The organism is Muricoccus vinaceus (assembly GCF_042433125.1).
Classification (GTDB): Bacteria; Pseudomonadota; Alphaproteobacteria; order Acetobacterales; family Acetobacteraceae; genus Roseomonas; species Roseomonas vinacea.
In genome coordinates, this window is the sequence record NZ_JBHLVZ010000053.1 from 1 (window position 1) to 12,351 (window position 12,351).

The following is a 12,351-nucleotide window of genomic DNA, read 5'->3' on the forward strand; positions in this document are numbered from 1 at the left end:
GGCCTGAGCACCAAGATCCACTTGGCTGTGCGAGGTCTTGGTGCACCGGTGCGCCTTCTCCTGGCCGGCGGCCAGCGCGGCGACTGCCCGCAGACCCACGCGCTGATCGAAGGCCTGCCCGCCGACGCCGTCTACGACGCCGACCCCCTGCGCAAGGCTATTGCCGCCAAAGGCGCGGTTGCCGTCATCCCCAGCAATCCGTCCCGCGCCCGCAAGTACCCGCTCGACAAGCACCTCTACGCCCAGCGCCACCCGATCGAGTGCTGCTTCTCCAAGCTCAAGCAGTTCCGCCGCGTCGCCACCCGCTACGAGAAGACCGCAAGGAACTACCTCGCCGTCGTCACCCTCGCTGCCACCGTCCTCTGCCTCAGGTCAGTGTCCACAAAACCTAGGGCTAGTCGGTCCAGGGAGCCGCGCGGTCTGCCCCAGGTAATGATCCGGGGAGCCTGGGTATGCGTGAAAGCCTTGACCACCTTGGATCGGGGAAGCTGCTCCTGATGTAGCTCATGCTCTGTCTTCTCGCCCGAATTGAGGATCGGGTAGTTGCCGTCGCGCCAGGGCATGTAGTTGTTCGTGTCGATCACGATCTTTCCCGCGAGCGCTTCCACGGGCATGTCGTTCACCAACCTAGGGGGAACAGCGACGACGACGAAGTCGCCTGCTTCGGCGGCACCTGCAGCCGTCGACGCTGCCGCTGGCGGTCCTAGCTCGGCAACGAGCCCGCTCAGCGTGTCAGGTCCGCGCGAATTGGCGATAACGAGGTCGTAGCCGCTCGCGATGGCCGCGCGCGCGATATGGCTGCCGACGTCGCCCGCGCCGATAATACCAATCGTCGCCATGGGTGGTGTACCTCAGGGGCTGGATGACTGGTGAGAACGAAGGCTCGTCGCTGCTTCGGGTGTCCGGCAGCGATGCGGGACTGCCGGACGTTGAGGTGAGTTAAGAGAACTCGGTCGGGGCGGCCGGTGCCCCGGCCAGCCCCGCACCCCGTCCACTCAGGCGCCGAAGCCCCCATCGATCGTGTGCATCGCCCCGGTCACGAAGCTCGCCTCTGGCCCAGCCAGCCAAGCCACCATGCCCGCCACCTCCTCCGGCCGCCCATGACGCTTGATGGCGAGGACGGCGTGCTGGAGGTCCTTCATCGGGCCATCGGCCGGGTTCAGGTCCGTGTCGATAGGCCCGGGCTGCACGACGTTCACCGTGATCCCGCGCGGCCCGAAGTCCCGCGCCAAGCCCCGCGCCATGCCCTGCAGCGCCGACTTGCTCATCGCGTAGGCCGACAGGCCCGGAAAGGGGATCCGATCTCCGTTGACGGAGCCGATCACGATGATCCGCCCGCCCTCTGGCATCCGCCGCGCCGCCTCCACCGCCGCGTGGTAGGGCGCGTTCACGTTGATGCGGATCAGCCGGTCCACGGCGTCCGGATCCGCCTCCAGCGGATCGCCGAAGGCGCCAACCCCCGCGTTCACCACCAGCACTTCGAGTGGCCCGCTGTCCCGCACCCGCGCGATCACCGCGTCCCGGTCGGCGCTGTCCGTCACGACCGCCGTGGCACCCGTCTCCGCCGCCACCTGCTCCGCCGCCTCGCGCGATCCAGCATAGGTGAAGGTCACCGCAGCGCCATCCGCGGCCAGACGCCGCACGATCGCCGCCCCAATCCCCCGGCTCCCGCCGAGCACCAGAACGGACTTACCCTGGAAACTGGCCATCAGGCTCTCCTCGCATTTCGCTGTAGTATGCACTACATAAAACCCCAGGAGACCCCGTCAAGGTTTTTTTGTAATAATGGCTACAAATACTTCGCGCCCCCGTGGCCGCCCGCGCCGCTTTGACCCGGAGCAAGCCGTCGCGACGGCCCAGCGCCTCTTCCATGCCTACGGGTACGACGCGGTCAGCATCGCCGACCTCACCCAGGCCCTCGGCATCAACCCGCCCAGTTTCTACGCCGCATTCGGCAGCAAGTCCGGCCTCTACGCTCGGGTCCTCTGCCGCTACAGTGGCACCGGGGCCATACCTCTGGACGAGATCCTGCGCCCTGATCGTCCGGTGGCCGAAGCCTTGGCCGCCCTGTTGGAGGCCGCCGCCCGGCGCTACGCCGCCGATCCCGCCGCCACCGGCTGCCTCGTGCTGGAAGGCACCCGCTGCAACGACCCGGAAGCAGGCGAGGCGACCCGTGCCGCGAACGTCGCGGCCGAGGACGTGATCCGCCGCTACATCGCTGCCCGCCATCCGGAGGAGGCTGAGTGCCTGACGGACTTTGTTTGCACCACCATGACTGGCCTTTCCGCTAAGGCTCGCAGTGGACACAGCCTGGACCGCCTCCTCGCGACCGCCCACCTTGCCAGCCTGGTCCTCGCGCAGTCACTTCCCGCTTGAGCGCCTCACTACCCCACGCCGCCTATCAACGGCAGCAAGAGCTTCGTCCGTCCGCGAGAGATGACTTTCATAGCGAACGATTGGCCAACGACGTGCGAGTGCCTCAAGGGAAACCAGATAATGCGCGAAACAGGGATCAGCGCCCGGGTTACGCTTGGGCTATGAGGGGCGGCTAAGGACTGATGCAGTGCCTGGGTCGGGTTGAACCCCGCGGCTAGAGATTAGCTGCCCAGCGGGTTGCATGCTCCCGCCATTTATCCAAGTGCAGAGGTGCTGCTTCCGGCCCGATTTGGTGGTGTCGACCTGGTGCCTTGCCAGATCTCCGACACCGTTCGTCAGTTTGCTGAGGGTCGGCATTGCTATGTTCCACTTCGACCGCGCCGCCGGTGCTTTGTGAAGCCTAGCCCGAAGGGCACGCCTGTGTGCTATGGCCCCCGTCGATGCAGAACTCGCTCCTCTTTCTGTCCACCGTGCTGATCTGGGGTAGCACCTGGATCGCCATCACCTGGCAGGTGGGATCCGTGCCAGTGCTGGTTTCCGTGTTCTACCGCTTCGCAAGTGCGGCGGTGATCCTGCTGCTGGTGCTGTCAGCGCTGCGGCGGCTGCCGCTGCCGGGGTGGCGGGACCAGCCCTTCATCCTGGCCCAGGCGCTCTGCCTTTTCAGCTTCAACTTCATTTGTTTCTACAACGCCGCAGCCTATCTTCCTTCAGGGCTCGTCTCCGTCATCTTCTCGCTGGCGACGCTGTACAACGCGGTCAACGCGCGCTTGTTCTTTGGGGAACGCATCACGGCCCGCACGGTGCTTGCGGCGCTGCTCGGTGTAGCCGGCCTGCTCCTGCTATTCGGGCACGACGTCCTCGTTCGGGTGGATGGCGACACCCTCAAGGGCATTGCGTTCGGAGCCCTCGGCACGCTGTTCTTCTCTCTGGGCAACATGGCATCGCGCCGTAATAGCGCCGCCGGAGTTGCGCCGCTGACGGCCAATGCCTGGGGTATGACCTACGGCGCGGCGGTGCTGCTCGGCTTGATTGGACTGACCGGCACACCCCTGGTTGCCCCTCCGGACGGGCGCTACCTCGCCGCGCTGCTCTATCTTTCGGTCATCGGCTCGGTTGTGGGCTTCACTACCTACCTGATGCTGGTCTCGCGGATCGGTTCATCTCGGGCGGCCTATACCACCGTGCTGTTCCCGGTCGTGGCCTTGTCGCTGTCGACCCTCTTCGAGGGCTACCATTGGGACATGGCCGCGCTGGCCGGGCTGGCGTTGACGCTGCTCGGCAATCTGGTGATTTTCTGGCGTACTTCACCTCGTGAACGCTGAATGGAGCAGGGTTCGCTAGCCATCCACAAGGCATACTAACCTATCCGACTCAAGCGCACCGGAACGCAAAGAGCTGCGGGCATCCCGCACGCGCCAGGTAGGCCGCCGTCGCCATCACCGGGCGTCGGCCGGTTGCGAGCCGCCGGGCCACGGCCGTTGAATAGGCGGGCGCGCCCACCCGCAACGACAGATCGATACCTTCCGACACCAAATCGATCGCCCGGACAGGCCCGCGCCAGCCCCCCGTGCCTCAAGCTCGGCTTTCTCCACCTCCTGCAGCGCAATTCGCGCGCACTCGTGGAAGCGCAGCCCCGCCTTAGTTGGCGTGAGGCCGCGCGTCGAGCGCAGCAGCAGCCGCTCCTTCAGCTGCGCGACTGTCTTGGAGACGGCCGGCTGCCCGACGCCGAGTGCCCAGACTGTGGCGTGAAGCCGCTCACCTTATGCCGCGCCAGCGAACTTGGCCTGCCGCCGGACAAGTAGACAATGCCCGTGGCGGCATTCGTGGGGATTTCGCGGAGGATCATCGCCACGGGCTGCACGGCATCCGGTTCCAGCCGCGCATCCGGTCCGGACAGACTGACGCGCGCCGGTTAGGCGGCGAGTTCGCCACTCGCAAGGGCTTGAAGGGACATCGCGCCCCAGCGCTCGTCCGCCAGGGGTGAGTGCACCCGCGCCACGGCGGTCTGTCAGTCTGCATCGCTCACCGAAGGTAAGCTTTGTTTAACAAACCATCGATAAAGTTACGTCTCCGCACCAATTTACGTTCAGTTCAGGAGAGTCGTCAGTGCTCTGCGAGAAGAGGACATGGACTGCAGACGGCGGTTGGGTAGGCCGCTCCCCGAATCTCCGTGACGCAGGGCTAGTTCTGTATTTCGGGGACCGGGAGGTCCTGGCTGAAGGATCTTGGCTTGAGGATCTACATGGTACTTACCCTAAGGCGTGCTTCATTGGATGTAGCACCGGCGGGCAGATCGCCCGCAATGAGTTGCTCGACGGAGTTTTGGTAGCCATTGCGGTCCGCTTCGCCGCCACTCGCGTGAGCCTGGCTGATTTTGAAATTTCTGGGCCGGCGGATTCCCGAACTGCCGGCGAGGCAATCGGCCAAGCGCTAGCCGCAGATGACCTCTCGGGAGTTTTCGTGCTGTCGGACGGCTTGCTTGTCAACGGTAGCAGTCTCGTCGCCGGCCTCGGTGCAGTGCTTGGTCCTTCCGTTCCGATCTCGGGCGGGCTGGCCGGCGATGGGCCACACTTCAAGGCAACGACGGTGGGCGTCGGTACCGATACGCCGCGCGAGGGGCGCGTCGCAGCAGTTGGCTTCTATGGCTCGGCGATCCGCCTTGGCTACGGCAGCGGAGGCGGGTGGGAAAGTTTCGGTCCAAGCCGCCTCGTCACCCGGTCGGCCAGCAATCTGCTCCTCCAGTTAGACAGTATTTCGGCGCTCGACCTTTATGAGCGGTACCTGGGCGACGAGGCGTCGGGGCTGCCGGGAACGGGGTTGCATTACCCGCTACGAGTTTGGAACCCCGCTAAGCCCCAGCATGATGTTGTACGCACTGTCCTCGCTGTGGACCGCAACGCGAAGACGATGACGTTTGCCGGGGATATCCCGCAGGGTTTCAACGCCCAACTGATGCACGGCCGCTTCGAGGAACTAGTCGCGGCCGCGGCCGAAGCGGCCACCCACGCGTCCAGCAGCCTCCCGCCAACAGCGGAAAGCCGCCAGCAGCTTGCCATCCTAGTCAGCTGCATCGGCCGTCGCTTAGCAATGGGGCAGGCGACCGGTGACGAGATCCAAGCGGCGACAGCGCGTCTTCCACCTGGCACGATGACAACAGGTTTCTATTCGTATGGTGAAGTCGCACCGCACCGCATCAGCGGTGTCTGCGAGCTACACAACCAGTCGATGACCGTCACGGTCATTTCTGAAGCTCCTGGTTGAGCGAGAACGGGCGAATGCATCGACTTTATGCGGCACAGCTTACGAAGGTCACCTCCGCCGCAGGCGAGGTCAATCTCCCTGATCTCGCTAAGGTGGTCAGCCAAAGCTATGAAGAAGCCGATCGAGACCGGACTCGCACCCAACGGGCCATGCGGCTAATGGCAGAGGAAGTTGAAGAGGCGAATTCAAAGCTTCGGAAGACTATCGCAGCCCTGCAAGTTCAGAATGACCGCTTCTCTGCTGCTCTCGATAACATGTCTCTCGGCATCGCCATGTACGATGCGGACGAGCGGCTGGTCGTTGCCAACCAACGCCTCTGCGACGTGCTCTGCGTTCCACCTGGAAGCCTCTCTGTCGGGATGAGCTATCGTGATGTCGTCGCCGTCTGCACCGAGGCACAGCACTTCGGGGACGCCCTGACGAAGGAAATCTACGACGTTCGGCGGCGCGTTTTCAAAACCGGTAGTGCCTACCATTTTGAGGAGCCTCGCGGCAATCACATCGTTGCCGTTACCACCCGCGCCCTCAACGATGGTGGGTGCATCTTGACCTTTGAAGATATGACCGAGCGCCGTAAAGCGGAGGCGCAGGTCGAGCATATGGCTCAGCACGACGCATTGACGAATCTCGCCAATCGAAGCCGGCTTCGGACTCGGCTTGAGGAGAGCTTTACGCGGGCCAACAGAGGCGAGAGCTTCGCGGTGCTCTGCCTCGACCTCGATCGGTTCAAGGCGGTGAATGACACACTCGGACACGCGGTCGGTGACGAGCTGTTGCGGGCTGTCACGGCCCGGATCTGCAGTTGCATCCGTGCAATAGACACGGCGGCGCGCCTCGGAGGCGACGAGTTTGCCATCGTACAAGTCGGCGTGGAGCAGCCGCAGGAAGCAACCGCCTTGGCGCGGAGGCTGATCGAAGAGGTAAGCAAGGCTTACGAGATCCAGGGCCATACGGTGGCTGTCGGTGTCAGCATCGGAATCGCGATCGGCGTTCAGGACGGCGCCTTGCCCGAGACGTTGCTGAAGAATGCTGATCTCGCGCTCTATCGAGCAAAGGCCGAAGGCCGGGGTACCTGGCGATTTTTCGAAACCGAGATGGATGCGCGGATGCAGGCCCGTCGCCGGCTGGAACTCGACCTGCGCCGCGCCTTGGTTGAGCGTGAGTTCGACCTCTTCTATCAGCCCCTCGTTCAGATCGGCACCCGCGAAATCACGGGTTTCGAGGCTCTTCTCCGTTGGCGGCATCCGGAGCGAGGAATGGTGCCGCCTAATGAATTCATCCCCCTTGCTGAAGAGACGGGCGTTATCGTGCCGCTCGGTGCTTGGGTGATTGAGCGCGCATGCGAGGAGGCTGCCAAATGGCCAGAACACATATCCGTTGCTGTTAACGTATCGGCGGTTCAGTTTCGTACTCCTGGACTGGTGGATGTCGTCACCGCCGCTCTGGCGAGGTGGGGCCTTGCAGGAGCGCGGCTCGAGATTGAGATCACGGAATCCATCATGCTCCAGGACAATGTCACCACTCTCGGCATTCTGCGCCGGCTGCAACGCCTTGGTGTCCGTATCTCGATGGATGATTTCGGGACTGGCTATTCATCCTTGAGCTACCTGCGAAGCTTTCCTTTCGATAAGATCAAGATCGATCAATCCTTCATCCGAGATCTGACATCTCAAGGCGGCGCGCAGGCGATTGTCAGCGCCATCTCTGGTCTGGGCCGGAGCTTGGGCATGCGTACAACCGCGGAGGGCGTAGAGACTGCGGAGCAGCTTACGCAGCTTCGCGCTGAGGGCTGTACGGAAGCACAAGGCTATCTTTTCGGACGCCCAATGACAGGGAAAGAGGCGCTGGAACTACTTTCCGTCCAGGGTCCCGGCCCACATTCTTTTGCCTGCGCTTGAGCGGGCCTCCACCGTGGTGCAGCAGGGATCCCGATGCGGCGCTGAAGCATACCCGGGGTTTGATGGTGCACCGCAGCTACTGACGATGGATTTAAGGGCAATCGGAAAGGAAGCACTCAAGCCGTGACCGATCACAAGGCTGCTTCACCCTCCTGATGCCCTGCGACGCAATGCGCTCTCATGCCTCGATGAGTGCCTCCAGCGTGATCGGGAAGCGCCTCACCCGCACCCCGGTCGCGTGCCATACGGCATTGGCCACTGCCCCCGCTGTGCCGGTGATAGAGATCTCGCCCACGCCCTTGATGCCCAGCGGGTTCACATGCGGATCGTGCTCCTCGACCAGGATCGCCTCCAGCGAGGGAACGTCGGCGTTCACCGGAACATGGTACTCGGCGAGGTTGGCGTTCATGATCCGGCCCGAACGCCGGTCCGTCACCGCGTGCTCGTGCAGCGCGAAGGAGACGCCCCAGATCATGCCGCCATAATACTGGCTGCGCACCATCCGCGGGTTGATCACCCGGCCGGCCGCGAAGGCCCCCACGACCCGCGTTGCGCGAATCTGGCCAAACTCCGGATCGACCTTCACCTCCACGAACACTGCCCCGTGGGCGTGCATAGCAAAGGCGTTCTGTGCCGCCGGGTCCGCCGTGCCGGTTCCATTCCCCTCGATTTCCGAAAGTCCGGCGCGGACCAGGATCTCGGCATAGGTCTCGCTCCGCCCCTCGTCGTCCAGGCGGTGCAGCCTTCCGCCACGCGCGATCACGCCCATGTTGCCCGCGCCGAACAGCGGTGAGCGCTCATCGCCCATCGCGAGTTCGGCCAGCCTGGCGATCACCTCACCACCCGCCTTGTGGATGGCGGTGGAGACGGTCGCCATATGCGCCGAACCGCCAGCGATCCCCGCATCCGGCAGGTCGGACGTGCCGGACCGGAACTCCAGCCGGTCCAGTGGCAGTCCCAGCCCATCCGCGGCCACCTGGGCCAGCGCGGTCCAGGCGCCCTGCCCCATGTCGTGGGCGCCGGTTTCCACAAGGCCTGTGCCGTCGGCGCGCAGGGTCGCCCGGGCGTTCCCGGCAAACATCAGCGCCGGAAAGGTCGCGGTCCCCATGCCCCAGCCGACCAGCAGCCCGTCCGCGTCGCGCATCTGGCGTGGCCGCACGGGCCGCTCCCACCAGCCGAAACGTGCGGCGCCCTGGGCATAGCACTCGCGTAGCGCCTTGGAGGAGAAGGGCTTGCCGGAGGCCGGCTCCACCTCCGCATAGTTCTTCAGCCTGAAGGCTAGTGGGTCCATCCCACACGCCTCCGCCATCTCGTCCACCGCGCTCTCAAGCGCGATGGAGCCGGACGCCTCGCCGGGCGCGCGCATGAACATTGGCGTGCCGGTGTCGAGCCGGACGGCCTCGTGGCTCGTGGCCAGGGCAGGGGTGGCGTAAAGCGTGTGCGCCACGTCTCCGGCGGGCTCGATGAAGTCATCATAGGTGCTGGTCGCGGTGCGCACATGGTTCGCAATGGCGGTGAAGCCGCCCTCCGCATCCGTGCCCATGCGGATCATCTGCCGCGTTGGCGCGCGGTGGCCAACGGGGCCGTACATCTGCTCACGCCGCAGAACGAGTTTCACAGGCCGGCCAACCAGGCGTGCGGCGAGGATGCCCAGCACCTGCGGCCCGTTCACCAGGCCTTTGGACCCGAAGCCACCACCCAGGAAAGGGCTGCGGATGTGGATATCCCCGGGCCGAATGCCAAAGAGCGTGGCAAGCCGCGCCTGTGCCATCGCCATTCCCTGGCTCGGCGTGTCGAGTAACAGGGTGTCGCCGTTCCAGGATGCCACGATGGCGTGCGGCTCCATCGCGTTATGGTACTGCGCGGGTGTATCGTAGGTGGCGTCCATCCGGCAGCTCGCGGCGCCCAGCCCTGCTTCGACATCCCCGTGCTGCATGGCGGAGGGCTTGCCGACGCCCACGCTATCCGGGACGAAAACCTCGGCGCCATCCAGCCCGACGCGCGGCATCTGTGCCTCGTAGCGCGGCGTCAGCAGGAAGGCGCCCTCCGTCGCCGCCTCCAGCGTTTTGGCGATCACCACGGCGATCGGCTGCTGCGGGTAGCGAACAAGGTCGTTCTGCAGCACCTCCATGCGGAACATGAACGGCGAGTCCTTCGCCTCCGGATCACCGGCGAGCGGCGGGCGGTTGGTGGAGGTCATCACCTCCACCACGCCCGGATGCGCCTTGGCCGCCGCGACATCCAGGCCAAGGACCCGGCCGCGCGCGATGCTGCTGACGGCGAGCACGGCAAAGAGCATGCCGTCCGGATGGTTGTCGGCGGCATAGCGGGCCGCTCCCGTGACCTTCAGCGGGCCGTCGCGCCGGGTTAGCGGCTGGCCGATGCTCGACCCCTGGCGGAGATGCGCGGCGTCGGAGGTGAGGGCGATGTCAGACATGGACCAGGCCTCCTGGGGCGGATGCAAAAGGAGAGGCAGGAAGGGCGGGGATGCGCTCGGGAGTCCCGGCGGCGGCCAGCAACAGGGCGCGCGCCACGATCCGCCGCGCCAGCTCGATCTTGAAGGCATTGTCACCGGAGGGGCGGGCCTCTGTGAGGGCCACCTCCGCGGCCTGGCGGAACGCGTCCTCCGTAGGCCGCGCATCCGCCAGCGCCGCCTCTGCCGCCTCAGCGCGCCAGGGCTTCAGGGCGACGCCGCCGAGGGCGATACGCGCCTCAGCGATCCTGCCGTCCTCCATCCGCAGGGCCGCGGCGGCCGAGACCACGGCAAAGGCATAGGAGGTGCGCTCTCGCACCTTCAGGTAGCGGGCATGGGAGGCGAAGGCCGCCGACTCAGCCGGAAGGCGCACCGCCACCACGAGGTCGCCAGGCGCCAGCGCCGTCTCGCGCTCTGGTGCGTGACCGGGCAGGCGGTGGAACCCGTTCAGCGGCACGTCCCGCGCGCCGTCACGCCCCACCACTTCCACGATGGCACCGAGGGCAGCGAGCGGCACGCAGAAGTCGGACGGATGGGTGGCGATGCAGGCATCGCTCCAGCCGAGCACCGCGTGTAGCCGGTTCTCGCCGCCGCGTGCGTCGCAGCCGGTGCCGGGCGCTCGCTTGTTGCAGGCACTGTCGGCGTCATAGAAATACGGGCAACGGGTCCGCTGCAGCAAGTTGCCGCCGACGGTGGCGGCGTTGCGAAGCTGCGCGGAGGCGCCGGAGAGCAGCGCCTCCGCCACCGCTGGGAAGCGCTGGGCGAAGAGGGCGTCATGGGCGAGGTCGGCGTTGCGCACGAGGGCGCCGATGCGCACGCCACCATCCGCCGCATGCTCGATCCGGTCGAGCCCCGGGATGCGGTTCACGTCCACCAGCCGCCCGGGACGCATCACGCCGCCCTTCATGAGGTCGAGCAGGTTGGTGCCGGCGGCGTGGTAGGCGGCGCCCGGTACGGCAGCGGCGGCAACCGCCTCGGCGATCGTGGTGGGACGGAGGAATTCGAAGGTGTTCATGCCGCGTCCCTCTGGTCGTCGGTCATGCGCGCCTGGGCGTCCAGCACGGCTTCCGTGATGCCAGCATAGGCACCGCAGCGGCAGAGATTGCCGCTCATGCCCTCCCGTACCCGCTCGGGGTCGTCTCCCGCCTGCCCTTCGGCGAGAAGCCCGACCGCGCTCATGATTTGGCCCGGGGTGCAAAATCCGCACTGGAAGCCGTCATGCTCGATAAAGGCCTGCTGCACGGGGTGCAGCTGGCCGCCCACCGCCAGCCCCTCGATCGTGGTCACGGCAGCGCCGTCCTGCGCCACTGCGAGCACCAAGCAGGCATTGGTCCGGCGCCCGTCGAGAAGAACCGTGCAGGCACCGCACTGCCCACGATCGCAGCCCTTTTTGGTGCCGGTGAGGTGAAGGCGCTCCCGCAGAAGGTCCAGCAGCGTGACCCGAGGATCCTCGAGAGCGATGACTTCTGAGGTGCCGTTGAGGGTGAGAGAAATTGACAGGGTCATGCGACGATCCGATGAGACAGATGCATCCGGTCGCTACCCCGGAAGCACGCCTAATGTTATACGGAGGGGTCCTCCGTTTTCAAGGGGGAAAATGTTGAGGGAGCTGTCAACGATCAAACCCAGACGTCTGCGAGCTGATGCGGCGCGCAACCGGGAGCGCGTGCTGGAAGCAGCAAAAATCGTCCTGGGGGCTGGAGGGCCGGACGCCAGCCTCGAGGCTGTCGCCCGCGAGGCCGGTGTCGGCATTGGGACGCTCTACCGCCACTTCCCGACCCGTGAGGCTTTGTTCGAGGCCGTCTACCGTCGGGAGGTCGAGCAGCTTGTGGAGTTTGCCGGTCAGATGGCAGACAATCCCGCACCCGTGGTGGCCCTGCGGCGCTGGCTGCACGCAAGCGTGGAGTTCGTCGCGACCAAGAAGGGCATGGTTGCAGCGTTGGCCATCGTGGCGAGTGGCTCGACGGAACTGGCTGTCTACTCCTCCGAGCGCCTGACAGGCGCAGTGGGAGGGTTGATGAACCGCGGCATTGCCGCTGGCGACCTGCGCGATGATGTGAGCCCTGGTGACGTCCTGCGTATGCTGGTTGCCTTGTGCTATGGCTCCGATGCGCCGGGCTGGCAGGAGAACGTGTTGCGGCTATTGGATGTGTTTGTTGACGGGCTATGCAGGGTACCAGGCAGCGCTGCCGCCTGACGAAGGTACGTGATCTGGGGGTAGGAGGGCGCTGCGTGGTCACGGCGGCATTGTAGGTCCGCATCTCACCCTGCTGCCCTGGAACTGTCGGAAATTTATGGGATGGCCCGCCCCTCACTCCTGCTGGGGTAAGCTGGCCGGGCATT

Annotated in this window: 10 protein-coding genes and 1 pseudogene; 6 read left to right on the plus strand and 5 right to left on the minus strand. The window is 65.5% G+C overall.

Annotated features, from left to right (window positions below):
* A pseudogene (locus tag ACFFIC_RS16850) lies at positions 1–372 on the plus strand (IS5 family transposase); the annotation flags it as partial.
* Here the strand turns inward: ACFFIC_RS16850 and ACFFIC_RS16855 are convergent.
* Together ACFFIC_RS16855 and bdcA are read right to left on the minus strand one after the other, a co-directional pair.
* The gene (locus ACFFIC_RS16855) at positions 327–839 is read right to left on the minus strand and encodes an NADPH-dependent F420 reductase (RefSeq protein ID WP_377052415.1); all 513 of its coding nucleotides are present in this window, start codon (positions 837–839) and stop codon (positions 327–329) included. The pseudogene ACFFIC_RS16850 and the gene ACFFIC_RS16855 overlap by 46 nt on opposite strands.
* Positions 840–995: 156 nt before the next feature.
* Entirely contained in the window at positions 996–1,709 is a 714-nt protein-coding gene (bdcA, locus tag ACFFIC_RS16860; RefSeq protein ID WP_377052417.1) for an SDR family oxidoreductase, read from the minus strand.
* 76 nt (positions 1,710–1,785) lie between these two features.
* Between bdcA and ACFFIC_RS16865 the strand changes: the two genes are divergently transcribed.
* The 4 genes from ACFFIC_RS16865 (at position 1,786) to ACFFIC_RS16880 (ending at position 7,535) form a co-directional block, all read left to right on the plus strand.
* The gene (locus tag ACFFIC_RS16865) at positions 1,786–2,376 is read left to right on the plus strand and encodes a TetR/AcrR family transcriptional regulator (protein ID WP_377052419.1); all 591 of its coding nucleotides are present in this window, start codon (positions 1,786–1,788) and stop codon (positions 2,374–2,376) included.
* 440 nt (positions 2,377–2,816) lie between these two features.
* Positions 2,817–3,698: a DMT family transporter gene (locus ACFFIC_RS16870; RefSeq protein WP_377052421.1), complete on the plus strand. Its 882-nt coding sequence runs from the start codon at positions 2,817–2,819 to the stop codon at positions 3,696–3,698.
* Positions 3,699–4,482: 784 nt separating this feature from the next.
* Complete coding sequence (locus ACFFIC_RS16875; protein ID WP_377052423.1) at positions 4,483–5,637, plus strand: FIST signal transduction protein; 1,155 nt, start codon at positions 4,483–4,485, stop codon at positions 5,635–5,637.
* Positions 5,634–7,535, plus strand: a complete 1,902-nt coding sequence (locus tag ACFFIC_RS16880) for a putative bifunctional diguanylate cyclase/phosphodiesterase (protein WP_377052425.1) — start codon at positions 5,634–5,636, stop codon at positions 7,533–7,535. The genes ACFFIC_RS16875 and ACFFIC_RS16880 overlap by 4 nt, the downstream gene beginning before the upstream one ends.
* A gap of 178 nt (positions 7,536–7,713) precedes the next feature.
* Here the strand turns inward: ACFFIC_RS16880 and ACFFIC_RS16885 are convergent, their stop codons facing one another.
* From ACFFIC_RS16885 to ACFFIC_RS16895, 3 genes are read right to left on the minus strand one after another with little or no spacing between them, the layout of a single operon-like run.
* Positions 7,714–9,972, minus strand: coding sequence for a xanthine dehydrogenase family protein molybdopterin-binding subunit (locus tag ACFFIC_RS16885; protein WP_377052427.1), 2,259 nt, complete (start codon positions 9,970–9,972; stop codon positions 7,714–7,716).
* The gene (locus tag ACFFIC_RS16890; RefSeq protein WP_377052429.1) at positions 9,965–11,023 is read right to left on the minus strand and encodes an FAD binding domain-containing protein; all 1,059 of its coding nucleotides are present in this window, start codon (positions 11,021–11,023) and stop codon (positions 9,965–9,967) included. The genes ACFFIC_RS16885 and ACFFIC_RS16890 overlap by 8 nt, the downstream gene beginning before the upstream one ends.
* Positions 11,020–11,514, minus strand: coding sequence for a (2Fe-2S)-binding protein (locus tag ACFFIC_RS16895; RefSeq protein WP_377052431.1), 495 nt, complete (start codon positions 11,512–11,514; stop codon positions 11,020–11,022). Before ACFFIC_RS16895 ends, ACFFIC_RS16890 begins: the two co-directional genes overlap by 4 nt.
* Before the next feature lie 91 nt (positions 11,515–11,605).
* On the opposite strand from ACFFIC_RS16895, the gene ACFFIC_RS16900 reads away from it, so the two are divergent.
* Complete coding sequence (locus ACFFIC_RS16900) at positions 11,606–12,205, plus strand: TetR/AcrR family transcriptional regulator (RefSeq protein ID WP_377052433.1); 600 nt, start codon at positions 11,606–11,608, stop codon at positions 12,203–12,205.
* Positions 12,206–12,351 lie beyond the last annotated feature (146 nt).

Bases quoted from the DNA above. Each gene is read 5' to 3' on its own strand.
- ACFFIC_RS16855 (WP_377052415.1), bottom strand. From the start codon at position 839: ATGGCGACGATTGGTATTATCGGCGCGGGCGACGTCGGCAGCCATATC.
- bdcA (WP_377052417.1), bottom strand. From the start codon at position 1,709: ATGGCCAGTTTCCAGGGTAAGTCCGTTCTGGTGCTCGGCGGGAGCCGG.
- ACFFIC_RS16865 (WP_377052419.1), top strand. From the start codon at position 1,786: ATGGCTACAAATACTTCGCGCCCCCGTGGCCGCCCGCGCCGCTTTGAC.
- ACFFIC_RS16870 (WP_377052421.1), top strand. From the start codon at position 2,817: ATGCAGAACTCGCTCCTCTTTCTGTCCACCGTGCTGATCTGGGGTAGC.
- ACFFIC_RS16885 (WP_377052427.1), bottom strand. From the start codon at position 9,972: ATGTCTGACATCGCCCTCACCTCCGACGCCGCGCATCTCCGCCAGGGG.
- ACFFIC_RS16890 (WP_377052429.1), bottom strand. From the start codon at position 11,023: ATGAACACCTTCGAATTCCTCCGTCCCACCACGATCGCCGAGGCGGTT.
- ACFFIC_RS16895 (WP_377052431.1), bottom strand. From the start codon at position 11,514: ATGACCCTGTCAATTTCTCTCACCCTCAACGGCACCTCAGAAGTCATC.
- ACFFIC_RS16900 (WP_377052433.1), top strand. From the start codon at position 11,606: ATGTTGAGGGAGCTGTCAACGATCAAACCCAGACGTCTGCGAGCTGAT.